Consider the following 25,450-nt stretch of genomic DNA (forward strand, 5'->3'; position numbering starts at 1 on the left):
TCTATTCTTTATCTGTTTGTTCTTTGTATAGAAAAAAACTATGTTAAGATTTAACTCGTAGCTTATAAAGCAGCTCACAAGGAGGTAACAACATATGAAAAAATCAATCTTATCGTTAGCGGCAGCGGCTGCCATATCCGGTGCATTCACAATTCCGGTACAAGCAGAAGATGTCAAAGTGAAAGATGGAGACACATTATGGGGGATATCTCAAACATATAAAGTATCAGTAGAAGATATTAAGTCTTGGAACGATTTGTCTTCAGACGCGATTTATGCCGGAGAAACCATACATATTTCTCAAGAAGAGCATTATAAAGTAAAGTCAGGGGACACATTATCGGGAATTGCACACAAATATGATGTAGGGGTAAATGATATTAAATCTTGGAACGGTTTAAGTTCAGATACAATCCATCCTGGTCAAGAAATTGTCATTAAACCGGCAGCTAACAAAGTCGAAGCTGCAAGTGTAGGGCCTGCACAGAAATCAGAGCAAGCTGCACAAGCAGAGCAATCCGAGCCAGCTGAACAATCTAAGCCAGCAGAACAAACAATGCCGGCAGAACAAACAAAGCCGGTTGAACAATCGGAACCAGCAGATTCAAACAATGAATCCCAAGATCAAGCGGAATCTGGAAAAGAGATTACTGTTAGTGCAACCGCCTATACGGCTGATTGTCAAGGCTGCAGCGGAAAAACAGCAACAGGAGTGGACTTGAAAGCTAATCCTGATGCAAAGGTGATTGCTGTGGACCCATCAGTCATTCCGCTGGGATCAAAGGTTTATGTTGAAGGTTATGGCTACGCAACGGCAGCCGATACAGGCAGTGCCATCAAGGGGAATAGAGTCGACATATTTGTTTCAAACGAACAGGATGCCGTGAATTGGGGCGTTAAAAACGTTAAAGTGCAAATCCTGAATTAATTTAGCCATGCAAAACATGTTTATATATTGAAAAAGCAGACACAGACATATTGTGTCTGCTTTTTGTCCTTTAGGTTGTCGGGAAAAGCAGTTACAATAGAAGAAATAGATCCTTATAAATCCTTAGAAGTTAAATAGGAGGAATAGTAAATTGATGGAAAAAGCACGGGAATATTTACAAGCATACTTTGGTTATGAGTCATTCCGAAAAGGTCAGGAACAGATTATCGAACAGGTGTTGGGAGGAATAAACACAGCAGGAATCATGCCTACCGGCGGAGGTAAATCAATATGTTACCAAATTCCAGCCCTTCTGTTACCAGGTGTAACACTCGTTATATCCCCACTAATTTCCTTGATGAAGGACCAAGTAGATGCCCTCGAACAAAATGGGATTGATGCCACGTTTCTTAATAGCTCCATTTCTGGGTTAGAATCATCCAATAGAATGAACGATATTAAGCACGGTAGATATAAGCTGGTTTATGTGGCACCTGAACGTTTGGAAAATCCTGCATTTCAACAGGATCTATTTAATGTGGAAATTTCTATGGTTGCCATTGATGAGGCCCACTGTATATCTCAATGGGGGCATGACTTCAGGCCAAGCTACTTAAAAATCAAAACCTTATTGAAAAACATGCCATCCGCTCCGACTGTACTGGCTTTAACGGCAACTGCCACACCGCATGTGACCGATGATATATGTCAGTCGCTCGGAATATCTGTACAGCATACAGTATCCACAGGATTTTCCAGAGATAACCTGTTCTTTTCCGTTGTGAAAGAAGAAAATCGCAGCCGGTTTTTAATGCGCTATTTGGAGAAAAACAAAAATGAATCGGGTATTATATATGCAGCAACCAGGAAAGAAGTCGATTCCTTGTATGCCAAGCTTATTAAGGCCGGATTCAAAACAGGTCGATATCATGCTGGCATGAATGAAAAAGAACGGTCGGAACAGCAGGATCAATTCATTCGTGATGACGTTCCCTTGATGGTAGCGACATCTGCCTTCGGGATGGGAATCGATAAGTCGAATGTTAGATACGTCATCCATTACCAAACTCCAAAGAACATGGAGAGTTATTATCAGGAAGCGGGCCGTGCAGGGAGGGATGGTTTGGAGAGTGAATGTATCCTCTTATATTCCCCTCAGGATATGCAGATACAGCGTTTCTTGATTGATCAATCAAATCCCTCTCAGGAGTGGCAATCCCAGGAATTGAAGAAATTGAACAGAATGAAGGATTATTGTTTTACCGAAGGATGTTTGCAAGCCTTCATTCTTAGATATTTTGGAGAAGAAAACCCTGAAGATTGCGGTCATTGCGAAAATTGTACAGATAAACGTGACTCTGTTGATGTAACTACACAGGCACAAATGGTCCTTTCATGTATGTTGCGAATGGGGGAGCGATTCGGTAAAACGATGATTTCCCAAGTGCTTACGGGATCACGCAATAAGAAAATTGAAGAGTTCGGATTCCAGAAGCTTTCAACCTATGGTATCATCAATGATCAAACTGCGAAGGATGTTGGTGATTTCATTGATTTCCTGACAGCAAAACAGTATATCGAAATGACGGGCGGACAGTTTCCGGTTCTTAAAGTTACCAATGCTGGCAGGGAAGTGCTATTGGGACAGAAAAAAGTCCTGCGTAAGGAAATAAAAAAAGTAAGCAGCATCAGCGCAGATCATGGATTGTTCGAAGAGCTTAGACAGTTAAGAAAAGAATTGGCAAGCAAGGAAAATGTACCTCCATTCATTATTTTTTCCGATGCATCTTTGAAAGATATGGCCGTGAAACTGCCGAGGACGGAAGAGGAATTCCTGGAAGTCAAAGGGGTAGGCATGCAGAAATTCGAACGCTTCGGAAATCTGTTCTTACAAGGTATTTCCAAGTATGTACAGGCACATCCTGAATTGGAAACGAATACTATGATTACAAAGGAAACGGTAAAGCGAACGACTAAACCATCTCACTTAGAGACCTATCGCTTATATCAGGAAAGCAAATCAATCAAGGAAATAGGGGCATTGAGAGGGCTGTCTTCCATTTCAATTGAAAATCATTTACTAAAGTGTGCAGAAGAAAACTTGGATATTAAATGGGATGAGATTTTCTTGGATAAAGAGTTTGATCTTGTTTTGGAAACTGCGAAACAATTGGATTCAGAAAAATTGAAACCACTTAAAGAAGCCCTGCCCGAACATATTTCCTACTTTATGATCAAAGCGATCTTGGTTAAAGCAGGGTTGGAAAACGAAGGGTGTTAAGGTTTTTTGGATAATTTCTTCATTGAATAAATAAGAATTTGGTTTAATGCGTATACTAGGAATGATAAAAAGGTGAAATTTCGCTCCTTTAATCAGAGTCTTTATAAAAAAGAGGAGGTTGCTCATGTATTTTGGTAAAAAGAATTCAGAGGAACCAGAAATAGTTATGGAAGATACGATAGTATATGCATGCGGATCAGCGGATTGCAATGGTTGGATGAGAAAAGATTTTGCCTCGGAAAACTATGATTGCCCAATGTGTGGAAGTCAATTGGTTGAAGAAATCAGGGAGCTCCCAAAAATTGAAAATGAGTATAATGCGTTTAAATAAAAGAGGTGAATCATAGCCTCTTTATTTTTTATTTTGAGAAGGAAGAATGGCGGAGTGTTTTTATCTTGGATTAATGCTTTACATATAAAGATATTTATGTTAATATTAAATTTCAGTGTTATGAAAAGAATGCACTGGAGGGTAATTTAAAGTAACATTTTTATTAATAAAATAATTTTTCATCATTTTCATGATGAAGTAGAAACAAGTTAAACACATTTAGAAAAAAGAAATACATGTTATCACCAAGTATTTTCCTCGATCCATTTCTGTTCTTCATTAACTTACTTCTATGTACCATTTGTCTTTTGGAATTTAATCTACCCAATTGGAATTACGGACGGTTTTAATTAATAAACATGTACTTACAAGCTTTTATCTGATTCTCGCAGGCACGGTCTAGGAACCGTATGGATGGGAGAGAGGCAGGGCTTTCATTGTTTTAGGTTTTGGCATTAAAAATTACTCTCGTGCTCGCTTCGCTTTTGAAATGTTCAACGAACGGGCAGGAAGAACCATATGGAATGGATTCTTAAACAGGCGCAGTCTCGATTATCTGAAGGGTAAGTCCGGGACTGTGTTTCATTTTGGGGAATACTTTCTTTTTTAGAATCTTTCCTCAAATATATAAATCATATATATGATATAATGATAACTGAGATATGAAAAATTCATGCCGTAATCTCAAGTTCTTACCATTCAAAAAGTTTGGTTGAAAGAACAATAATCATACTTAGATTTGCGAATGGTTATTTACTCACAATTTAGATTAAACGCCATCTATTCTTCTTTTATCTTTATGGCTTGTGATCTGTTATGCAGGACGGAGTCAATTCAATTCTAAGGAGTGAGATATATGTATAGAAGAAATAATACGGAAGAAATCATTCCTGAAGAAACAAAGGTGTGGGAATGTACATCAGAAGATTGCAAAGGTTGGATTCGCGATAACTTTACAAGTAATGATGAACACGTTTGTCCGTTATGTAGCAGCGAGATGAAACCCGGCACCAGAATGCTTCAAGCAATTAACAATCCAAGAAACTATTAGGGCTATAAAAAAAGCTGAAGGGGATCCCCTTCAGCTTTTTTTATCTTTCTGCCAATTAGATGAAGCAAAAAGCAGATGAATGATTAGTGGATATCTTTTTTCTTGAATCGACCGCCTCGGACTTCCGCGATATCCCCTACAGCAAGAAATGCAGATGGATCGAAGCTTTTGACTATCTCTTTAAGTTTAGCTTCCTCAAGCCTGTTTATGACACAAAAGATGACTTTTTTATCATCACCGGAATAAGCACCTTCGCCTGCTAAAAAGGTTACGCCCCGTCCAAGGCGATTCATTATGGCTTCACCGATATCATTAAATTCATCACTGATGATCCAGACAAATTTGGATTCGTCCAAACCTGCGATGACGATATCCATCGTTTTATATGCCACGAAGTAAGCAATGATTGAATACATGGCACGATCCCACGAGAATACGAAGCCCGCACTGCCCAGGATGAATAAATTGAAAAACATGACGATCTCCCCAACGGAAAAAGGGAGCTTCTTACTAGCTAGTATAGCAAGTATTTCTGTACCATCCAATGAGCCGCCATATCGAATGACCATTCCAACACCAATGCCAAGAATCATTCCGCCGAAAGCGGACGCTAGGAGGATATCTTGAGTGAAAGCTGGTACATGATGAAGCAATGTAGTGGTAATGGAAAGGATTAAAATTCCATAAAGGGTAGATAATGCGAAGGTTTTGCCGATTTGTTTATAACCGATAAAAAAGAAAGGAAGATTCAAAATGAAAAGAAAGATTCCGAGCTTCCATCCAGTGATGTAAGATAACATAATCGATATACCCGTTATGCCCCCGTCGATTACGTTATTCGGCACTAAAAAAATCTCGAGACCGACAGCCATCAAAACCGCACCGATTGTAATTAATAGACCTCTCTGTAAAATTTGTCTCAGTGTTAATTTTTTATGCTGGGTCTTCTTTTGCATAATTTCTGTTGTACTTGCACCTGCCAGGTCTGACATAATCATGCCACCCACTCCTTCTCTCTATATAGGTTCTATTTAATTATAAACCTAGAGGTATAATTAAATAAAGAAATTAACATTCTTGATTCATATATTCCTGAATAATTATTGGTATCATTGATTACGTCCTGGAATGAAGAAACAGGGTTGTTAATGCTTGTCATTACCATGTATTCTTATTCTACTCCATATAAAACAATAGTATTTCTAATTTTATTGAATTTATGAAAGAAACCTGCATTTTCTTGAGATATGGGGTGCACCGAAAGAATCGATGTGTAAATAAATAGGAATAATGAAATAAAAAACCTTTGAGGTACTATGAATTTCCTTTACAATATAGGAGAATAGAACGTTTGAGGTGATCAAGTAAAAAAATGGAACAATCAATTGTAGCATCAAATCCTGTTCTCTTTATGATTGCAGTACTTTTGATAATAATGGCTTGTTATACGGCGTTTGATTTACTGACAACATTACTGACGATAAAGAGATATAAACTCCTTGTGTATATAGGGGGCAGCTGCTCTATGGGAGTGGCTTTTTGGACGCTTAATTTTGTTGTCATATTCACCCTCGATAATTCAGGAATGGCAGCATACAACTTTTCTAAAATAATTTTTTCGTTAGCATTAGCGATCGCTCTCGCAGGGGTTGGCTTATTGGCCATTTCGTATAAAACACAAGTACTGCAAATCGTTTTTTGCGGTTCCATGTTTACGATGGCCATATTATCTAATTATTTAATGGGAACATCTTCATTAAACCACTCTTTGCACTTTAGCCCATTATCGGTCTTCAGTACGCTTTTCAGCATCTTTATTTTATTTGTAGCAGCACTTGCCATATTATTTCATTTTAATAAATTAAGTCAATCTTCGCTAAAACCAGTCAGTACTCTCTTGATGAGTGGGGCAATCATTGAAGGCTATTATCTTTTTGTAAGGGTGTTACCGATTAACGCGAAAAATGAAGCGGGTGAATTTGTCCCACTCACTCCATTTATGCTTTATCTTACATGCTCCGTTTCATTATTCATCCTTGCCAGCTTGATAGCTTCAAGTACGATTGTGGGCCGGCGGTTAGCAAAAAGTGATAATACTGTAAGCGATATCCGTTATGCTTTAGATCATTAAAAATGTTGTATCTTTGCCGGAGTTTGAAGCCAGGAAGAAGGACATCACGCTGATTTCGGAGTGTAATGACGAAGAGATCTTCGTTCGTTGTAATGAGAATCGATTAAAACAAGTCATATTGAACTTCATTAAAAATGGTATGGAAGCTATGCCTGACGGTGGGTTCATAAAAGTCATGACTGAAATTAAAGAGGATAAAGTGCAAATATCCATTGCCGACACAGGAATTGGGATGCCGCAAGAGCAGCTTAAGAGACTGGGAGAACCATTTTTCACAACGAAAAAATCTGGTAATGGGTTAGGTTTAATGATCAGCTTTAAAATCATAGAAAGCCATTTGGGAAATGTCTTTGTCGAGAGCGAGGTCAATAAAGGTACAGTCTTTAATATTGTGCTCCCTATTTAGCCTAATAAGAGGCAATGAAAAAAAATCAACAGTTTGTAGAAGATGTCTGCATGGGGGAACCGGATTTGGAAAAACAAAAGCAAGTCAATATCATTAGCTTGAAGGTTTTTTACCTTTTTTCATTTTTTGCAGTAGGAAGTTTAACACCGCTATTAAGCGTTTATTTAGCCAATGAGGCAGGTTTGTCAGGTATTGAAATCGGTACGATCATGTCAGTTGGACCAATAGTGATGATCGTTTTTCAACCTTTTTGGGGGATTGTCTGTGATTGGAGCGGGAGACCGGCAAAAATACTGGCAATGACGTCGGTGCTTGCGGGTGTATTCGGTTTAGGTTACTTGCTGTTCGATCATTATTTACTTATAGTATCCGTTGCTGTCGCTTTGGCTATTTTTCAAAGTGCGATAATACCAGTTTCAGATAGCATCACCCTTCAATATACAACGAAAATCAAATCGAATTATGGGAAAATCCGTTTATACGGATCACTTGGTTACGGTGTGGCCGTTTTTGTAATGGGAAAATTATCTGAATCCTTCATGGGTCCTTCCGTGATATTTTATGCTTTTTTCTTCGGCCTTTTGATTGCGGCTAGTCTGGCTCTTCGTTTGCCCGAAGAGCAGCCTGGGGAAAAGGTGAAGCTTTTCGGTGGAATGAAAGAATTGATCACCATGAAACGATTTCTTATCTTTCTTGCTATAACGTTCTTGCTTTTTGGTCCTAATCTAGCAAATAACGTCTACTATGGTTTGTTTGTAGAGGCAAGAGGAGGGACATATACAGGAATTGGCATTGCGTTCCTTTTAGCTGTATTATCGGAAATCCCCTTTATGAGAATCGCAGGTACCTGGATTCATAAGATAGGCCTGCTGCCAATTACCTTATTGGCTGGAACGGCCTCATTGGTCCGCTGGGTTTTATACTTCACCGAGCCGAGTTTGGCTACCGTATATGTGTCTTCAATCATTCAAGGGTTTTCACTTGGCTTATTCATTCCTGCAGCTTTACAATATATTAGGGAAGTTGTCCCTGTACGTATTACAGTAACAGCAATAACGCTTTACTCCGCCATAGGCAATGGATTGGGTAACTGGTTCAGTACCTTCAGCGGCGGAATAATCTTGGATAAATCAGGAATATATGCGGTCTATTTATTTTATGGTTTACTCACCCTGATTGGAATGCTGCTTACAATATGGCTAATGAGTTATGAAAAAAAATTAAAAGTTATGGGGAAACCCATAGGTATAATCGAAAAATGAGGGAAAATAAAGCGAGGGACCTCTTTGCCTATCATGGTGAAGAGGTCTTTCTCTATTCTATTACAAATTTGAGAGAAGGCAGGCTAAATGATCAAGCAGAATGAACATTCTTTGAAAGGGCGTGGGGTTCATTCAAACCCCCAGGTAGACAAATTCGCTGAAAATGGATTTGTCTCCAATTTTTTTAGGGTGTGTAGAATTTACACCTAGATTGGAATGAAAGGCACTCGTTTTCCGCGGCACTTTAGCCTTCCAGCCCTCCCTTGGAACGGTTCCCTTCAGAAGTCTCGAACGCCCGTTCCAATCGACTTTGTTTAAAAATTTAGAGAGAACCCCTTTTGTAATCCCTTTCCGCGGTAAGTTTATAAAAGATATACTTCTATGGATTGGGGATTTTAACCAAAACAATCAGTTTTTTATTTTTGGAAATAATATGATTTAATGGAAGATAGAGAATGTATGGAAGGGTGAGTGTTTTTGAGCAAACCAAAAGTGTTGGCCATTACTATCGTATCAGCTTTTATAGGCCTGTTTTTTTTATTTTGTCTAGGGTGGGCGATTATGGACCATTATGGAAAGGGAACTTCCGATAAGAAAGTGATTGAAGAAACCACCATTGAAAAAAATGAATTTCCCGATGATTTTACGGTAGTTGCGATAGGCGATTCATTGACCCGCGGCACAGGTGATGAAACAGGGAAAGGCTATGTGGGGCTTGTTATTGAAGATTTAAAGAGTGAATACGATAGAAAACCAATCATTCATAACCTCGGAATCAATGGGCAAGTGTCTAAAGAATTGGTACAGCAAGTGAGACAACCGGAAGTGAAGCGCCAAATCCAGGCTGCTGATGTTATTTTAGTTACAATCGGGGGTAACGATTTATTTCAAAAAGGCAAGACCCTGCTTGAATATGATCGTGAAGCTATTACTGTATCACAAAAGAATTTCTTGGGAAATTTGCATGAAATTTTTGAAGATATCAATAAAGTCAATGATACAGCTACCATTTTGTTGCTTGGGCTGTATAATCCGTTTATAGATTTGGATGAAGACTTTGATACGAATCGCATCGTACGGGACTGGAATAATGAAACGGCGGAAGTCGTGGCTCTTTATGAAAATGCAATTTTCGTTCCAACTTTTGATTTATTTCAACTGTCGGTAAATGAGTATTTGTATTCGGATAAATTTCACCCTAATAAGAAGGGATATCGTTTAATTGCTGATAGAGTTGCTCCTTTAATAAAATGGGAGGATGTGGAACGATGAAACAGGTGACATTGTCTGTCAGGGACTTAAAAAAAAGGATTGGCAAAAGGGAAATTATTAAAGGAATTGATTTTGAGCTGAATGAAGGGGAAGTTTTCGGCTTTTTAGGACCGAATGGAGCAGGCAAGACGACGACGATCCGGATGTTGGTCGGTTTAATTAAGCCAACCTCGGGTTCCATCCATATATGCGGTTATGATGTTCGTCAGGACTTTACGAAGGCTATGAAGCAAATGGGATGCATCGTTGAAAATCCAGAGTTATATCCATTTTTGAGCGGGTGGGATAATTTACTCCACTTTGCAAGAATGTTACCTGATGTTGATGAAACAAGAATGGACGAGGTTGTTGATCTCGTCGGATTGCAAGCGAGAATTCACGATAAAGTGAAGACCTATTCGTTAGGAATGAGGCAGCGTTTAGGAATCGCGCAGGCCATGCTGAACAGCCCTAAACTATTGATTTTGGATGAACCGACTAACGGGCTAGATCCTGCCGGAATCCGTGAAATGCGGCAATTCATCAGAAAGTTGGCTGAAGAAGAAGGTATGAGCGTTCTGGTTTCCTCACATTTATTAGGTGAAATCCAGCAACTTTGTGACCGGGTCGCAATCATTAAAGGTGGGGAAATTATTAAAACGGATACAGTGGAGAGCTTATTATCCACGCAGGAGCGGATATTCTGGCGGGTGGAACCTATTCAAAAGGGCGCGGAAATTCTTAGCAACTTCACCGAAATTACCTTAGATCAAAAACATATCATTACAGCCTATGATGAACTCAAGACACCTGAATGGAATGCTGCTCTTAACCAAGCAGGCGTGAGGGTGCATGAAATGAATCGAAAGCTCCCGGGATTGGAAGAATTGTTTTTGCAACTTACGGGGGGAGGTGCGGGTATTGAATAACTTGGTCCAAAATGAAATGATGAAGTTGCTGGCAAAGAAACGGTTAATCATAATCGGTCTCATAGTTGGTATTTTAGTCCTGATGTTTACATATGCCCAATACAAACAAGTGGAAGAGCAGCGGGAGAAGTTGGGAACTGATGATTGGCGTGCAGCTCTTCAGCAGCAAATCATTGATACTCAAAATCGATTGGGCTCCAATAGGATGCTCGATGAGTGGCGTGAACAGCTGCAAGTTAGTCTGAAGCAGCAGCAATATTATCTCGATCATGATATCAATCCCTCTGAACCAGGCGCAGCCACTTTTACACGCATGTTTTTGGAAAATGCAATCGATTTATTCATTCCGCTGTTAATCATGATTGTGGCTAGTGATATGGTTTCTTCCGAAAATAGTCAAGGGACAATCAAGCTTTTACTGACACGGCCAGTGGAGCGCTGGAAAATCTTATTAAGCAAATATGTAACATTATTATTATCGGTTTCGATTATCGTGGCGGTGACAGCCTTATTGTCTTACCTATTATCGGGTATCGTTTTCGGATATCAAGGTTGGGGAGCTCCTGTAATAACCGGATTTGAATTGAAGGGGGCTGATGTGGATGTCAGCCAAGTAAGGTTAGTGGAACAATGGAAATTCTTATTGATGGATTTGGGACTTGTCTGGCTGGTGGCGGTTGTTGTAGGGACCCTTTCTTTCATGCTTTCGGTACTGGTGAGAAGCACCCCTGCAGGCATGGGCATCATGCTGGCTGCATTGATTTCCGGGGCTATATTGAACAATATGGTTTCATCATGGGAATCAGCGAAATATTTCTTTATGGTGAATTTGAAATTGACCGCTTATATTAGCGGAACGGCTCCGCCAATAGAAGGGATGACTTTAATATCGTCCGTCATTACCCTGCTCGTTTGGTGGGCGCTTGCTTTGATTGTATCTTTTACAGTATTTACCCGGAGGGATGTATACTGAGAACAGCCTATATAAATTTTAAGCTGTATCAGTTTGTTGACATAATTGGTTCGGAAGTGTCGCGCCCTGAACCATGATTTTTAAAAAAAGAATCGGTTTAACCGTCTAGTCAGTCCAAAGATGCTTGCGGCGAGAAGCTTGGCAGACAGTCGGCGGAAAGGGACCGGATTTCTGAAATCAACTCCACCTTTTTTAAAAAAATTGTAGGCTTGCTTTCGAAATTGCCTGCAGTCTGACAGCCTATATAAATTATAGGTTGTTTTTTATTTTCTCGTACAGGGTATCCTTTAAAAAACAGTATGTTCAAAATGGGAGGATAAAAATAAATGGATGATAATCATTTGAATGAAAAATTCATGCCAATGACTTCAATTTCCAGTGGAGATGTACAGATAATAAATGAGGATATATATTGTCTGTCCGTCCAAATCGTTAATGTAATTTTTGTAGGGTCACCCAAAGATGATAAATGGGTATTGATTGATGCAGGGATGCCGCGTTCAGCAGAGGCAATAAAGAATACTGCTGAAGAAATATACGGACCGCAAAAACCACCTGCTGCAATTATTTTGACACATGGACATTTCGATCACGTTGGTGGACTTATTGAGTTAATGGAATATTGGGAGGCTCCTGTTTATGCCCACATTAAAGAAATGCCTTATTTAACGGGAAAGGAAAATTACCCCGAACCGGATCCAACTGTTGAAGGGGGGATGGTCGCCAAAATCTCATCGATATTTCCGAATGAGGGAATCAACCTTGATGAAAAAGTTCAACCATTGCCTGATGATCATAGTGTTCCCGGGCTTCGTGATTGGAAATGGGTTCACACACCTGGCCATTCGAAAGGACATATTTCACTTTTCCGTGATAGCGACCGAAGTTTGATTGTTGGAGATGCTTTTGTGAATGTCAGGCAAGATTCCCTATACAAGGTTATCACTCAGGAGAAAGAAATAGCAGGACCGCCGCGGTATTTAACAACCGATTGGGAGGCTGCCAAAGAATCGGTATGTCTATTGGAAGGTCTGAAGCCCGCTGTTGCCATAACGGGGCACGGGTATCCTGTTGAAGGGAAAGAACTTGAAATGGGTTTAGCGAAACTTGCAAAGGAATTCGATTCACTAGCTAAACCGGATCATGGGAAATATGTGGAATGAAAGGTGAACGTTTTTAATGAATAATTTCTCTACAAAAGTCAAAAATAAACAAGCAACTTATGAAAAATGGAGGGATTTCCGTGACTAATTTAAGAGATATCATGACAACAGACGTTGACTGTTGCACTGCGGAGGATAATATATATGAAGCAGCAGTCAAAATGAAAAATGAAGATGTTGGTGTCATTCCTGTATTGGAGAATAACCATTTAATCGGTGTCATTACAGACAGGGATATCGTCATTCGCTGTGTTGCCGAGAAAAAGCCGAACTCGACTAGAATTACCGATGTCATTTCCACCAATCTTGTAACAGGTACGCCCGATATGTCAGTGGAGGAAGCTGAGGAGTTAATGGCTACCGAACAAATCAGAAGGCTCCCTATCATTGAGAATGAAAAGCTGGTCGGTGTCGTTGCATTAGGTGATCTTGCTGTACACCAACAGACAAATTCAATGGCTGGAGACGCTTTAAGTTCAATTTCCGAAGACAGAGATCAAATTCAGCATTAAAAACCAAAACTCTGTTAGCTATGGCTAACAGAGTTTTGGTTTTTAAAGATACTTATTGAACCAGCCCTTGATTTCTTCAACATGTTGCAGCCGCATTTTTGGAGAACCGCTTCGCGATACCTCATGAGTTTCATTTGGGAATGACACAAGTACCGCTTCTTTATTTTGCCGTTTTAAAGCGACAAAAAATTGCTCGCTCTGTTCAATGGGACAGCGGAAGTCCTTTTCTCCGTGAAGTAATAGTAAAGGGGTATCCACATTGGAAACATATTTTAATGGAGAGTGCTGCCATAGTTTTTCAGCAGAGTTAATGATATCGCCGCCAACTTCCCACTCTGTAAAGTAATAGCCAATGTCGCTGACCCCATAAAAACTTAGCCAGTTACTGATACAACGCTGAGACACAGCCGCCTTGAAGCGGTTGGTGTGTCCGATGATCCAATTTACCATGAATCCTCCATAACTTCCTCCGGATACCCCTAAATCTTCATCGTCTATAAAATCATACGTAGCTAGAACGTGATCGACTCCAGCCATTAAGTCGCTATAATCCATGCCTCCATAGTCGCCACGGCAGGCGTTTACGAAGTCCTGGCCATATCCTATACTCCCTCGTGGGTTAGTGAACAATACAGTATACCCTTCATTAGCCAAGGTCTGGAATTCATGAACATAGGTATTTGCATACATCATATGCGGTCCGCCATGGATTTCTAAAATGAGCGGATATTTTTGACTATCATTAAAACCGTTCGGTCTCATGATCCAGCCGTGAATGGTAAGCCCATCGACTGATGGAAAAGTAATGGGTTCAGCCATGGACAAATGTTTATCCTTCAAAAAATCCTCATTAACAAAACTGATTTGTTCCTTATCACCATTGGTAAGGTTATAAGCAAAGAGATCGCCAGGATGAACAGGTGTACTGATTGCAACGACAGCACGGTGGCTTTCGGGATCTATAGTCAGTCCGTATATATGCTGCGGGTCAAGGATTGATGGATACATAGCTCCTTCAATGGACCCATAATATACTCCGGTATTTCCATAATCACTTATTAAAAAGTAAAAGCCTTGACTATCGTTTGTCCACAAAATACCTGGGTCGACGGCTCCGATTTGGAAATCCCCTATTGCGGAATCTCCAATTTGCACGTCCCATCCGTCGGTCAAACACTGAGTCGTTTGGTCCATGATGGAATATAACCAGATATTTGAAAAGGTGGCACCGGCAAATTCTTTATTATGGCCAATGAAAGATAAATATTCGCCATTTGGAGACCATTTAGGATCTCTAAAGAAACCTGTACTATCCGTAATTTTCTCTAAAGATTTCGTATCAAGATCCATGATGAAAATATCTGAAAAAAGTTCATCATCACTTCTTTCTGCATCCCCGCTTATGAAGGCAATACGCTGTCCGTCTGGAGACCACGCATTCGGAATATGATCAATATTGCTTTCCGTCAGCAATGTGAAGTCTCCCTTAAAAATGTCCGCTATTACAAGCTGCTGATATAACTGATCAAAATAGCCTCTCCCATCCCATTTATACTTGATCCGGTCATACCTATTAACATCTTTGGATAGATCATTTTCCTTGACCGTATTAAGGTTTTCGCCTTCCTTTAACCCGGTAGAAAGCAGTAACTTGGTGGAACAAGGGGACCAAATAGGCTTTGACGTGCCGTTAACGAAATGGGTGAGCTGGCGAGCTTCCCCGCCAATGCTCCCGATAATGTGGACTTGTTTTTTTCCTGATCTATCTGATATAAAGGCGATATGCTTGCCGTCGGGGGACCAGGCTGGTGATGTATCGCGATTATCCCCAAACGTCCATTGCTTTGTTTCATTCGTAATCAGGCTGAACATAAACAAATTGGAAATGTATTTTTCCGTTTTTTCATCTATTCTGGTTTGGACATAAACCGCCATGCTGCCATCCGGTGATAGCTTTGGATCGGTCACTGATTTCAAGTGAAATAAGTCTCTTGCTGTTATACCTATTTTGTTCATCCTTTTCACCCTTTCATTTCTCATAGTTATGTATTTCGCTAAAGAGAAATAAAATCCTTTAGTAAATGGTAAACGCGTCATGTTTATTTATCAAGGACGAAAGAAATGAAAATAATCCGGCCCGTTTTTCAGGTCGGATTATCTGGAGATATGGGAAAAGCTTACAATTACTTATGCATATGTCCTGTATGCGGACGGTGCGGCGGTATTTGGAAATTATGTTCTTCCATCATTTTATAATGTTTTTCAAAATGTGAAACCATTTTATCGGCTTCTTCTTTCGAAAGCGCGCCATACTCAACATATTTTTCAATCAATATCTTTTTGTCTGCGAGTATTTGTTTTTGGATCTTAGCGATTTCTGATTTTTGAGCATCAGTGAATTGTACACTTTCAGTCTTTGCTTTAATTTCCTGTGCAGCCGGATGATTAAGGGTGACTAAGAATAGGGAACAAGCTGTTAAACAGATGAAGAAAAACTTTTTCATGAATGAACGACTCCTTCTTTTTAATGATTTTTTCTGTCTAATTGAAGAACTGTAGAACCTTTAAAAACCTGAAAGTCCCTTCCTGATGGTGAATGAATATCAATATGGAAGATTCCTTATTTCTTTATTATCATTTACAGCATTTACAGTTTTATGTAAAAAATAAGGGGGAGGTTTGTTAGAGAAGGATATGGGTAATTTAAATGTAAGTGGAAATTTTGTTGTAACTTCTTATTAATAAAAAGTCCTTTAATAGGGGAGAAAGGGGGATTATCATGATTTGGACGATTATTGGTATAATAATATTATTATGGGTTCTTGGTTTAGTCTTTAAAGTGGCTGCAGGCTTTATACATATCTTGCTTATCATCGCGGTCATTCTCATTTTGGTCAAGGTTTTTAAGGGAAGGAATCGAATGTAGATGTGTATTGAATGACTGACTTGGATTAAATACCAATGTAAAAGGCGGCCTGGTGAACAGGCCGCCTTTTAATTCAGTAAACTGTCAATCATAAGGAAGTGGATGGCCTAACAGCCTCTTATGAATCCATATCGCTGACTGGGTGCCATCTCCCATGGAAATGGTGACTTGTTCGGAATGGGCAACGAGGTCGCCGCCTGCCCAGACTCCTTTAATATTCGTTTCTTTAGTTCGGGGATGAACCACGACATGATTGTTTTCATTGACTTGCACACCTAATTGTAAGGCTAGGTCATTATTAAGTTTGTTCCCTTTAAACGCCGTGAATGCCTTTTCAGCTCTGATAATTTTACCAGATACTAATTGTATGCCCGTTAACTCCTGATTGGGATTGACATGAACCTCACAAACTTCCTCTTCAATTACGGGAATGTGATTTGCCGCTAACTTATCTCTATACTCATCATCAATTTTAGATTTCAAATGGTTTACATAAATGATATCTTTTGACCAATATAATAGAGTAAGTGCCATGCCTGCACCCGTATTTCCGCCACCAAGAACAACGGTTTGCTTATCCATGATCTCATACCCATCACAGTCAGGACATATATATGTGGATGTCCCAAGAGTTGAATAGATGTTTTTGATTGGAGGAATGTTATCGGTAATGCCAGTACCCAGAAAAATCATTCTTGCTTGATATTCCCTGTCATTTTTAGTTTTGATAAAAAACTTGTCCTGCCTTTTTTCTAGAGATGTCACTGTATCATCCGTGAATTCGACACCGAATTTTTCAGCGTGCTGTCTGCCAAGCGTCCTTAATTGTTTGCCGCTAACCCCGTCTGGCCACCCAAGAAGGTTATGGTATGCCTTGGCAATGGAAGATCGGCCTTGAGCAGAATCAATGACGATAATATCATGTTTATATCTTCCTAGCTGGATGGCTGCCTGAATCCCGGCTATACCTCCACCAATAATAATGCAATCTGCTTGTTTCATGAATTCACCGCCCATATATTTGGAATAAACCTAGTGTTATTCTATCTGTAAAAAATATACCACTAGTCGCTGGAGCTTAAACAAAAAAAGGAGGAAGTCCGCATCTGGCAGATCTTCCTCCCTTATCTTTAGCCTATATCATTGATTCTGTATTGGTTCGAGCCATTCTTGTGCCCAATTTTGGATTTCGTTCATAACCGGTGCAAGGGCCTTGCCTTTTTCAGTTAAAGAATATTCAATCCTGACCGGTGTCTCTGGATATACGTCCCTTTTAACAATACCTTCAATTTCCAAGTCCTTTAAACGTTCAGAAAGAATCCTGCCGCTTATCGGGAATGCAGATTCAATATTACAAAACCGTTGAGGGCCATTAAGTAATTGATTGACAATCAATCCAGTCCAGCGTTTACTCAAGATTTGCATTCCTTTTTCAAATCGTGGACAAAGTGTCGTATTATTCATCATATCACCTCATTATTAATATATTATAATGCATTTACCTCATATGTAACAACTTTACCGAAAATTATTTAGTTACTTGAGATGTTATAGTATAAGAAATTCATGAGCTTACTTTTAGTATCATGAAAAGGATTCCGCCTCGGAATTGCCACATTTTAAAAAAAGTGCGCTTTTAAAAAATGTGTTGTTTAGAGATACCATGAAAAATATGTTATTTTAATATTGAAGTCAAAGTTTTGCAAATGGAAGGATCCGTGGGAAAGATGAGTGAGTTACTGCAAGAGGCCGTATCCTTTATCAGGACAAGTTATCCGGAATTATTGAAAACGGAAGAGGACATAAATGGCAGGGTCGAACAAATTAAAATGGAAATAAATGAAACAGGCAGATATGAACATACTTATGAAGAATTGGTTTATGGTGCTAAATTAGCTTGGCGGAATAGCAATCGTTGCATTGGACGCTTTTTTTGGGAATCACTTAGGGTGATAGATAAAAGGATGATTCAAAGCGAAGAACAAATGGTATCGGCCCTCTTCGAGCATATCGAATATGCTACGAATAATGGGAATATCCGACCTGTGATTACAATTTTCAAACAGAAAGATCATGATCGAAAAGTGGATATTTGGAATCACCAGCTTATTCGTTATGCAGGATATCAGACGGAACATGGTGTAATCGGCGATTCAAGTTCAATCGAATTCACCAAGCGATGTATGGCATTAGGGTGGGAAGGAAAATTCGGACCTTTCGATATTTTACCCCTTGTAGTCCAAATGGACGGAAAAACCCCTAGTTTTCATGATATACCTGAAAGCCTCGTTAAAGAGGTTCAAATCACCCATCCTGAACTGACATGGTTCGAAGATCTTCAACTAAAATGGTATGCAGTTCCAATCATATCTGGTATGAGGCTGGAAATTGGCGGTATTACATATTCAGCTGCACCATTTAATGGGTGGTACATGGGAACGGAAATCGGTGCGAGGAATCTTGCTGATGAAGAACGCTACAATATGCTGCCGGCAATCGGGGAGAGGATGGGCCTGGATATTAAACGTGATTCGAGTTTATGGAAAGATCGAGCCCTTATCGAACTGAATGAAGCAGTTCTTCATTCGTATAAAAAACACGGAGTCAGCATTGTTGACCATCATACAGCAGCTAAGCAATTCAAGAAATTCGAAGAAAAAGAAGCCTCATATGACCGGAAAGTAACGGGGGATTGGACATGGTTGATTCCACCGGTGTCACCAGCCACGACCCATGTTTTTCATCAGCCATATACCAATGAAATAATGAAACCTAATTTCTTTTATCAAATTCCTCCATATAAATAAAGGTTTACATGAACTGGCGGCGGGTATATATATAGCAAGCCAAATAAATAAGGGGGAAGGTAATGATGGCATTAGGAAGAAACGTGGTATTACTAGGAGTCGGAGTTGCCGGAGTCTCATTTTTATCGAATAAAACGAACAGAGGAAAAGTGAAGGACATGTGGTCCACTGCAAAAGCAAAAACGGTAGGCTTTTGGAATAGAACGGCTTCAGAGATGGATCCTGTAATTGAAAAGGCAGGTCACCCTGATCCATATGATCACGATGACAATAAAATGGTGGACGAAGGCGCCATGTACGGTGTTCACTATTATAATAATGCAAAGCATGGATAAAGCAATCAGAATCGCTTGGGAGTACCCAAGCGTAGACTGCAGACAAACTTGTTCAGTTTGTCTGCAGTTTTTTTAATTAAAAAGTTTTATTGATTACAGAAATCCGCTCCTTTTCCGCCGACTGTCTGCCAAGCCCCATCAAAGCAAGCGTATGGTGTCTCGGCTAGCCGGTACTTCGGCAGGAGTGTCGCAAATTTCTTCAATCTAATGAGAGTTTCCTTCATATAAAAAGTAAAAAACATGAAGGATAAGCAGGTCTTCTTTAAAATCATGGTTCAGGATGAGACCATTCCGACCCATCATTTTAAAAAAAGTTAATTGGAATGTAAGGAACGAGACTCCTGCGGAAAAAGGCGCGTCAAAGGGAGACTCCATAGGCTTGCGCCGAGGAGGCTACCGGACCGCCACGGAAAGCGAGTGCCCAGAGTGGAAATCAACATCTGAAAATTGTAACCAGACCCGAGGAGTTGAAGGTGTGTTTTGATTCAGTTGGTTTAGTAACATCAGTTACGTTTTCCGAACCCCTTTTGTCTACTAACTATCGCTTGGGGCTACCCAGGCGATTTCTTGTAGTGCATTTTATTTATCAATTGATAAAAGATAATTATGAATCCTGAACAAGCTTCAAGGTATTAAATTATTTATTGTGCTTTAAATGAATAAGGATTAAGATAAAAGAATCGAAAGGAAGTGGATACGAGTGAGCAGCAGTTCTTATGATCCTGAACCCAGAAAGCAAGAGGAAGCCAATATGATGCTAGAAGTCGAGACTGTTATTCACCCTGAGTATCTGCTCGAAGAAGGTAAATAAGGCTTTCTCTATAGAAGAGGAGGTCAAAAAATGATTGAAATCTACAAGACGGATGATAACCGTCACCTGAACAATATCGAGGAAATGACAAAAGGTTCCTGGGTGAACATTGTCGCGCCCACAGAAGCTGAAATAGATTATATATGCTCGACTTTGAAGTTACCGATCAATTTCATGAAGGATCCACTGGATGATGAGGAAAGGCCGCGAATCGAAAAAGAGGATGATAATGTTTTAATTATTGTCGACTTCCCATATTTGACAAGGGATGAAGCCGACTTACCGATTTTTGAAACGATTCCCATAGGCATGATCTTTTCCAAAGACTGTTTCATTACGGTATCTCTGAAAGAAACACCGATATTGGCTAATTTCAAAAACAATAAGATCAAAGGTTTTTTCACCAATAAGAAAACGCGGTTTGCTTTACAAATATTATTCGAGATTTCATCCTATTATTTACGTTACCTGAAACAGATTAACAAGATGACTAATGAAGCCGAACGTGAATTACATCAGTCCATGAAAAATAAAGAATTATATACTTTCCTTGCTTTGGAAAAAAGCTTGGTTTATTTTACTACGTCATTGAAATCCAATCGTGTAGTCCTTGATAAGATTCTCCGTTTTAATTATTTGAAAATGTATGAAGAAGATAAAGAATTGCTTGAGGATGTAATCATCGAAAATGCTCAGGCTATCGAAATGGCAGAAGTGTATCTATCCATTCTTAGCGGTATGATGGATGCATTCGCTTCGATCATCTCCAATAATGTCAATAATGCCATGAAGTTTCTAACATCAGTGACCATTATATTAACTCTCCCGACGATGGTGGCAAGTTTTTACGGTATGAATGTGGAGCTGCCATTTGAACATAATCGGTTTGCTTTCATTTTTACATTATTAATTGCCATAACTTTGGCGGGGACGACTGCATTCATTTTTTGGAAGAAAAAATATTTTTAAGAATAACCGGCTTATTAAGCCGGTTTTGTTTTATTCCTCGAAAAAATCAGAAAATCCTTCACTGTTAATGCGATCTGTATAAGGGTTCTCATCATTTACATTCTTTGCATCCAAATTGGTTTTAATCACTAAACGGGGACTCTGTGATGCTTCTCTGATGATACGATCGTTCAACTCTTTAAAATCCGGTACATTCTTATTGCCGGGTTTGTTTGGTTCCAATTAAACCACCTCCATTTTTATCTTTGCAAGAAATGATGGGGTGTATTCATGAATATTCTTAGGTTTGGGAAGGATAAAGGACTGAGGAGGAGATCATGATGACCAAATGGAACGAGCAAGCATCTCGCAATAATAATTTAAGGGCAAGTGATTTAAACCCAGATGGAGCCGGTAAAGGAAAAATGGATTCAAAAAAAATTGATGGAGATCAATTGAATGATCTAAAGATCCAAGAGGAAATCAGAAAGCAAAATATGTAAGAGAAGTCCCTGATTTAAAAGTAAAACAAAAAAGAATCATGCAGCGGAAAACGCTTGGCGGATAAACCAAGCGTTTTTTTCGCATCATGGATGGTTGATTTAGGATTCTCTTTTATCAGGTACGCTTTTGCTTTTTAAGTGAAGAGGGTTGAGTGAAGGACCCGGTTTCTTTTGATGTGGTACCTTGCCCCTCTACCTGAGAAGAACCTAAACGAGTTTGTGAAGCATCTTTCTTGTTTTTTCCATTCATGTTTATCACCTCGATATTACTTTCCCTATTTCCTTTGCATCCTATACATATATTGAGGGTGAAAAGGACAGGTTAGAAGGTAGAGGAGGTGTGTGTCGATGTCAAGAATCGGTGTTGAAGAATCATTAACGAATATTCAGGAAGCACTTCGTGAAAAAGGTTTTGATGTTGTGGAGATTAAACAGGAAGCTGACGCAAAAAACGTGGATTGTTGTGTAGTGACAGGTTTGGAAAGTAATGTGATGGGTATAAGCGATACTACATTAAAAGCGTCTATCATTGAGGCAAGTGGTTTAACGGCTGATGAAGTGTGCCGTGAGGTTGAAAATAAAGTGAATACCATTCAATAGTTAAAAAAGTGCCTAATCCGATATAGGGTTAGGCGCTTTTTCTGTTTATTCAAGGTTACTGTGCTATGGAAATTGCCGCAATCAATTCCACCGCTACATTCCCTTTGATCGCCCTGGAAATCATACATGAAGTTTCGGCTTTTTCAGCAAGTCTCCTCGCTTTTTCAACCACTTTTTCAGAAGTACCCGGCACCAATATAAGTGCGGGGCGATGAATGATTTTCTTATAGGTGAATACACCATTCGTAACATCCACTAACGCTTCCGATTGCATGGTCAAGCTCACTTTTTCTATATGGGACCGCTCTAACATGGCAGCATAGGTAATGATATAGCAGGTCGATGCCGCTCCAAGCAGCATTTCATCGGGATTAGTTCCAATCCCTGGTCCTTCCATTTCCGTAGGAATACTTATCTGTGTTTGAAGATTCCCTGAATGAATCGTGCCGCTATCATTTCTGCCGCCAGGCCACTCCGCAGTTAAATGAAAGTGATGTATCGTCATTTTTTTACCTCCTTACTAATCTATATAGTGTAAACGATAAAACAGGTTAAGTATCCGATTTTGCTCAATCAGTCAAATAATCCAGCACTCGGCTGAGTTTAAAATCTGCCAGAAGGATGAAGAAATGCCGAACCGGTCGAATAATCCAACGCTGTCCGAAGCTATGAATCGATCAAATAAATTACCGCCCTGCCGATTTACGTTTCCAGTAGGCACAATTTCTGCTAGTAACAGAAGCATGCTTAATAAATATAAGATACATGTTGATGAAACAAAAGGCTGAGGCATTAGGCTATTTTAAGCACAATATTGGATAGGCTTTTCTATAATGATATAGACGGTTTTATATAAATAATACTTCATTAAGGAAGGGCTGAAAAGTTGACTACATTGAGTAATATGTTCGATTTGACTAATAAAACGGCTATCATTACCGGCGGCGGCAGAGGACTGGGCAAACAGATCGCCATGGCGTTGGGGGAGGCTGGCGCAAATATAGTCATTGCTTCACGAAATCTACCTGTCTGTAAGGAAGTATGTGAAGACTTGCAATCGATGGGTGTTAATGCCATTGCCTTTGAATGTGATATCACCGATGTGAGTGCCATTGACCATGTCGTTCAAGAAACGGTTGCTCAATTCGGCACGATTGATATTCTTGTCAATAATAGCGGTACGTCTTGGTCAGGTCCGCTTTTGGATCTTCCCAAGGACAAGTGGGAAAAAGTATTGAATGTCAACGTTACGGGTACATTCCTGTTTTCACAGGCTGTAGCGAAGGTCATGACGCAGCAAAATTCCGGAAAAATCATAAATATTGCATCGGTGTCAGGACTTGGCGGGACGTTTCCAGAGCTTTTGGACACGATAGCTTATAACACAAGTAAGGGTGCCATCATTACAATGACCAAGGATTTAGGAGTTAAACTTGCTAGATACGGCATTCAAGTCAATGCAATTGCACCTGGATTTTTCCCGACTAAAATCACAAAGAAAATTCTTGAAAAGTCTAACTATGACATATTAGGTAAAACTCCGGCTGGCAGGTTTGGCGATGAAGATGATTTAAAGGGTGCCGCCGTATTTTTAGCCTCACAGGCTTCTGACTATATGGTTGGTCATATTTTGATCATTGACGGTGGAATATCAGCACTAGTGTAAACGGAAGAGAAAGGAAGGAAGAAATATATGGCGGAAAAAAAATCCAATTTTTATAAAGGACTTAAATTACTAGGCACACAAAAAGAGCAACAGCTGAATAATAAAATTCAAAATCTGCTGAATAATCGCGAATTAATCGAAAGAGTGAGCGATAATGCGCAAATGCAGGTGCCAAGAATAAATAGTCTGCAGGAAGCTTCAGAAAGAATGTCCATCATCATGAATTATCCAACAAAAAAAGATGTGGCGAGTTTAGCGAAATTAGTCATCCAACTCGAAGAAAAAATTGATGGGTTGGAAGAATTGGTTTCTATACTTGTTGAGAATAGGGGCGGGAATGTCGGGGGTAATTCTTCAATTCGCAATAAAGGCAATGCCAATTCATCCCGCAGCATCAAAAAGAAATCAAGATTGGCACCCAATGAAATGGAAGGGAGTAAAAAAAGGATATCTGATTTTATAAATAACTCCTTATTGTTAAGCTCACAGTTGCCTGAGTTCAATTCAGTTGGACAGGAGAATTCAAATGGCTAAGCGGAAAGAGCCGAAAAATCAATCTGAATCCAAAACGAAATGGCAACATTTATTGGATATTCCCAATCAGCCAATGCCTGAAATGGGACTGACTCCAAAAATAGCGGTGTGGAAAAAAAACAAATCAACGCTTTGGTTTTATCCCTCAGCACAAAAAAAATATGATGTACCGGTTTTTCTTATATATTCACTAATCAATACTCCTTTGATTCTTGATTTATCCCCGGGAAATAGTTTAATAGAATCTTTTGTAAATGAAGGTTTTGATGTGTATTTGCTTGATTTTGGAAGCCCGGGCTTTGAAGATGGTGACATATCTATCGAAGATTATATCGTCGATTATATTCAAAAAGGAGTGCAGCGTGCATTACGTCACTCTGGAGCATCAGAAATTACAATCATGGGGTTTTGCCTCGGCGGTACAATAGCCGCAATATATGCTGCCATTGCAGACGAGCCGATCAAGAATTTGATACTTTCCGTGACCCCGGTGGATTTCAGTGCCTCGGAATTTTTTGATCAATGGCAGGAAGCGTTAAAAGAAGGGACAGCGGATTTTGACGAGACAATAGATATTTACCAAACGATACCGGCCAGTGCAGTTAAATATGGAATCCGGTTAATTACATCGCCCATCTATATATCACCTTATTTATCTTTATTGAATCAAGCGGATGATGAGAAATACGTTCAAAATTGGCGCCGCTTCAATGCTTGGGCTAATGGGCATGTACCGTTATCCGGAGCAGCCGCAAAACAAATATCCAAGGATTTATTGATAAAAAATAGCTTGGTTAATGGTAGTTTTAAGGTAAGGGGTAAAAAAGCGAAGCTATCGAAAATTGATGCTAGTGTTTTGGTCATAGCAAGTAAGTATGATCGACTGGTCCCACAGGAAATGATTTATCCGGTAATGGGGCATTTAACATGTAAGGATAAGACATATAGCCTACTGAAAAGTGGACATGCTGCTAAACAATATTCCGGTGTACTCCCATATTATTTGAAGGAATGGCTGCCAGGGCGTTCTTCACCAATTCAATAAGATTAATAGAGGGATGTTAAATGTACGTTTTGAACGTCAGTGAGGGTATCAAAATCA

Annotated in this window: 31 protein-coding genes; 21 read left to right on the forward strand and 10 right to left on the reverse strand. The window is 39.6% G+C overall.

All coding sequences use genetic code 11. The features are described 5' to 3' along the window. Positions 1–94: 94 nt before the first annotated feature. The 4 genes from J7I90_RS15205 to J7I90_RS15220 all read left to right on the forward strand — a co-directional run bounded on the left by J7I90_RS15205 (position 95) and on the right by J7I90_RS15220 (position 4,591). Positions 95–928 (forward strand): 3D domain-containing protein, encoded by an 834-nt coding sequence (locus J7I90_RS15205; protein WP_214772704.1) that lies wholly within the window; start codon positions 95–97, stop codon positions 926–928. A 154-nt stretch (positions 929–1,082) separates the two neighbouring features. Next, complete coding sequence (recQ, locus tag J7I90_RS15210) at positions 1,083–3,209, forward strand: DNA helicase RecQ (protein ID WP_251025319.1); 2,127 nt, start codon at positions 1,083–1,085, stop codon at positions 3,207–3,209. A 124-nt stretch (positions 3,210–3,333) separates the two neighbouring features. After that, positions 3,334–3,540, forward strand: coding sequence for a cold-inducible protein YdjO-related protein (locus J7I90_RS15215; RefSeq protein ID WP_034307297.1), 207 nt, complete (start codon positions 3,334–3,336; stop codon positions 3,538–3,540). Positions 3,541–4,396: 856 nt separating this feature from the next. Then, entirely contained in the window at positions 4,397–4,591 is a 195-nt protein-coding gene (locus tag J7I90_RS15220) for a cold-shock protein (RefSeq protein ID WP_034307294.1), read from the forward strand. Positions 4,592–4,674: 83 nt separating this feature from the next. On the opposite strand, the gene J7I90_RS15225 is transcribed toward J7I90_RS15220, so the two are convergent. Then, positions 4,675–5,589 (reverse strand): YitT family protein, encoded by a 915-nt coding sequence (locus J7I90_RS15225; RefSeq protein WP_222619851.1) that lies wholly within the window; start codon positions 5,587–5,589, stop codon positions 4,675–4,677. A 374-nt stretch (positions 5,590–5,963) separates the two neighbouring features. On the opposite strand from J7I90_RS15225, the gene J7I90_RS15230 reads away from it, so the two are divergent. The 8 genes from J7I90_RS15230 (at position 5,964) to J7I90_RS15265 (ending at position 13,218) form a co-directional block, all read left to right on the forward strand. Then, entirely contained in the window at positions 5,964–6,722 is a 759-nt protein-coding gene (locus J7I90_RS15230) for an MHYT domain-containing protein (RefSeq protein WP_214772706.1), read from the forward strand. Between the two features lie 13 nt (positions 6,723–6,735). Next, positions 6,736–7,128, forward strand: coding sequence for an ATP-binding protein (locus J7I90_RS15235; RefSeq protein ID WP_251025303.1), 393 nt, complete (start codon positions 6,736–6,738; stop codon positions 7,126–7,128). Positions 7,129–7,178: 50 nt separating this feature from the next. Beyond that, positions 7,179–8,390, forward strand: coding sequence for an MFS transporter (locus J7I90_RS15240; protein ID WP_214772860.1), 1,212 nt, complete (start codon positions 7,179–7,181; stop codon positions 8,388–8,390). Between the two features lie 477 nt (positions 8,391–8,867). Continuing rightward, positions 8,868–9,662 carry an SGNH/GDSL hydrolase family protein gene (locus J7I90_RS15245; RefSeq protein WP_214772707.1) on the forward strand — a complete coding sequence of 265 codons (795 nt, stop codon included), beginning with the start codon at positions 8,868–8,870 and terminating at the stop codon, positions 9,660–9,662. Continuing rightward, positions 9,659–10,570, forward strand: a complete 912-nt coding sequence (locus J7I90_RS15250; RefSeq protein WP_214772708.1) for an ABC transporter ATP-binding protein — start codon at positions 9,659–9,661, stop codon at positions 10,568–10,570. The genes J7I90_RS15245 and J7I90_RS15250 overlap by 4 nt, the downstream gene beginning before the upstream one ends. Beyond that, positions 10,563–11,543 carry an ABC transporter permease gene (locus J7I90_RS15255; protein ID WP_214772709.1) on the forward strand — a complete coding sequence of 327 codons (981 nt, stop codon included), beginning with the start codon at positions 10,563–10,565 and terminating at the stop codon, positions 11,541–11,543. Before J7I90_RS15250 ends, J7I90_RS15255 begins: the two co-directional genes overlap by 8 nt. Positions 11,544–11,869: 326 nt before the next feature. Beyond that, on the forward strand, positions 11,870–12,706 hold the full coding sequence (locus J7I90_RS15260; RefSeq protein WP_214772710.1) for an MBL fold metallo-hydrolase: 837 nt from the start codon (positions 11,870–11,872) through the stop codon (positions 12,704–12,706). 80 nt (positions 12,707–12,786) lie between these two features. Continuing rightward, on the forward strand, positions 12,787–13,218 hold the full coding sequence (locus tag J7I90_RS15265) for a CBS domain-containing protein (RefSeq protein WP_214772711.1): 432 nt from the start codon (positions 12,787–12,789) through the stop codon (positions 13,216–13,218). Between the two features lie 42 nt (positions 13,219–13,260). On the opposite strand, the gene J7I90_RS15270 is transcribed toward J7I90_RS15265, so the two are convergent. Together J7I90_RS15270 and J7I90_RS15275 are read right to left on the reverse strand one after the other, a co-directional pair. After that, entirely contained in the window at positions 13,261–15,234 is a 1,974-nt protein-coding gene (locus J7I90_RS15270; RefSeq protein ID WP_214772712.1) for a S9 family peptidase, read from the reverse strand. Between the two features lie 167 nt (positions 15,235–15,401). Continuing rightward, complete coding sequence (locus J7I90_RS15275) at positions 15,402–15,722, reverse strand: YckD family protein (protein WP_214772713.1); 321 nt, start codon at positions 15,720–15,722, stop codon at positions 15,402–15,404. 275 nt (positions 15,723–15,997) lie between these two features. Between J7I90_RS15275 and J7I90_RS15280 the strand changes: the two genes are divergently transcribed. Continuing rightward, positions 15,998–16,144 (forward strand): lmo0937 family membrane protein, encoded by a 147-nt coding sequence (locus tag J7I90_RS15280; protein ID WP_214772714.1) that lies wholly within the window; start codon positions 15,998–16,000, stop codon positions 16,142–16,144. Positions 16,145–16,228: 84 nt separating this feature from the next. Here J7I90_RS15280 and J7I90_RS15285 read toward each other — a convergent pair whose 3' ends face one another. Beyond that, positions 16,229–17,146, reverse strand: coding sequence for an NAD(P)/FAD-dependent oxidoreductase (locus tag J7I90_RS15285; RefSeq protein ID WP_214772715.1), 918 nt, complete (start codon positions 17,144–17,146; stop codon positions 16,229–16,231). Positions 17,147–17,284: 138 nt separating this feature from the next. Continuing rightward, positions 17,285–17,608 (reverse strand): catDE operon transcriptional regulator CatR, encoded by a 324-nt coding sequence (gene catR / locus J7I90_RS15290; RefSeq protein WP_048678030.1) that lies wholly within the window; start codon positions 17,606–17,608, stop codon positions 17,285–17,287. A gap of 242 nt (positions 17,609–17,850) precedes the next feature. Between catR and J7I90_RS15295 the strand changes: the two genes are divergently transcribed. Next, positions 17,851–18,951 carry a nitric oxide synthase oxygenase gene (locus tag J7I90_RS15295; protein WP_285289434.1) on the forward strand — a complete coding sequence of 367 codons (1,101 nt, stop codon included), beginning with the start codon at positions 17,851–17,853 and terminating at the stop codon, positions 18,949–18,951. Positions 18,952–19,013: 62 nt separating this feature from the next. Beyond that, positions 19,014–19,286 carry a hypothetical protein gene (locus tag J7I90_RS15300; protein WP_214772716.1) on the forward strand — a complete coding sequence of 91 codons (273 nt, stop codon included), beginning with the start codon at positions 19,014–19,016 and terminating at the stop codon, positions 19,284–19,286. An 86-nt stretch (positions 19,287–19,372) separates the two neighbouring features. Here the strand turns inward: J7I90_RS15300 and J7I90_RS15305 are convergent, their stop codons facing one another. After that, positions 19,373–19,510, reverse strand: coding sequence for a hypothetical protein (locus tag J7I90_RS15305; RefSeq protein WP_214772717.1), 138 nt, complete (start codon positions 19,508–19,510; stop codon positions 19,373–19,375). 617 nt (positions 19,511–20,127) lie between these two features. Here J7I90_RS15305 and J7I90_RS15310 point away from each other — a divergent pair. Continuing rightward, entirely contained in the window at positions 20,128–21,066 is a 939-nt protein-coding gene (locus J7I90_RS15310) for a magnesium transporter CorA family protein (RefSeq protein ID WP_214772718.1), read from the forward strand. Between the two features lie 30 nt (positions 21,067–21,096). Here J7I90_RS15310 and J7I90_RS15315 read toward each other — a convergent pair whose 3' ends face one another. Continuing rightward, on the reverse strand, positions 21,097–21,288 hold the full coding sequence (locus J7I90_RS15315; protein ID WP_063576027.1) for a hypothetical protein: 192 nt from the start codon (positions 21,286–21,288) through the stop codon (positions 21,097–21,099). 98 nt (positions 21,289–21,386) lie between these two features. Between J7I90_RS15315 and J7I90_RS15320 the strand changes: the two genes are divergently transcribed. Next, positions 21,387–21,548 carry a hypothetical protein gene (locus J7I90_RS15320; protein WP_214772719.1) on the forward strand — a complete coding sequence of 54 codons (162 nt, stop codon included), beginning with the start codon at positions 21,387–21,389 and terminating at the stop codon, positions 21,546–21,548. A 115-nt stretch (positions 21,549–21,663) separates the two neighbouring features. On the opposite strand, the gene J7I90_RS15325 is transcribed toward J7I90_RS15320, so the two are convergent. Then, entirely contained in the window at positions 21,664–21,798 is a 135-nt protein-coding gene (locus tag J7I90_RS15325) for a YuzL family protein (protein WP_214772720.1), read from the reverse strand. A gap of 98 nt (positions 21,799–21,896) precedes the next feature. Between J7I90_RS15325 and J7I90_RS15330 the strand changes: the two genes are divergently transcribed. Then, positions 21,897–22,148, forward strand: coding sequence for a YkuS family protein (locus J7I90_RS15330; protein WP_214772721.1), 252 nt, complete (start codon positions 21,897–21,899; stop codon positions 22,146–22,148). Positions 22,149–22,203: 55 nt separating this feature from the next. Here J7I90_RS15330 and J7I90_RS15335 read toward each other — a convergent pair whose 3' ends face one another. Together J7I90_RS15335 and J7I90_RS15340 are read right to left on the reverse strand one after the other, a co-directional pair. Then, a complete protein-coding gene (locus J7I90_RS15335) occupies positions 22,204–22,653 on the reverse strand; it encodes an OsmC family protein (protein ID WP_214772722.1) in 450 nt (149 codons plus the stop codon). A gap of 72 nt (positions 22,654–22,725) precedes the next feature. After that, a complete protein-coding gene (locus J7I90_RS15340) occupies positions 22,726–22,893 on the reverse strand; it encodes a hypothetical protein (RefSeq protein WP_214772723.1) in 168 nt (55 codons plus the stop codon). A 159-nt stretch (positions 22,894–23,052) separates the two neighbouring features. Here J7I90_RS15340 and J7I90_RS15345 point away from each other — a divergent pair, with 159 nt between their 5' ends. The 3 genes from J7I90_RS15345 to J7I90_RS15355 are packed head-to-tail and all read left to right on the forward strand — an operon-like array spanning position 23,053 to position 25,393. Then, a complete protein-coding gene (locus J7I90_RS15345) occupies positions 23,053–23,814 on the forward strand; it encodes an SDR family oxidoreductase (protein WP_214772862.1) in 762 nt (253 codons plus the stop codon). 27 nt (positions 23,815–23,841) lie between these two features. After that, positions 23,842–24,348: a hypothetical protein gene (locus J7I90_RS15350; protein WP_214772724.1), complete on the forward strand. Its 507-nt coding sequence runs from the start codon at positions 23,842–23,844 to the stop codon at positions 24,346–24,348. Beyond that, positions 24,341–25,393, forward strand: coding sequence for an alpha/beta fold hydrolase (locus J7I90_RS15355; RefSeq protein ID WP_214772725.1), 1,053 nt, complete (start codon positions 24,341–24,343; stop codon positions 25,391–25,393). Before J7I90_RS15350 ends, J7I90_RS15355 begins: the two co-directional genes overlap by 8 nt. Positions 25,394–25,450: the final 57 nt, after the last annotated feature.

Origin of the sequence: Bacillus sp. ISL-57 (assembly GCF_018613135.1) — a bacterium.
GTDB lineage: Bacteria > Bacillota > Bacilli > Bacillales > DSM-1321 > Peribacillus > Peribacillus frigoritolerans.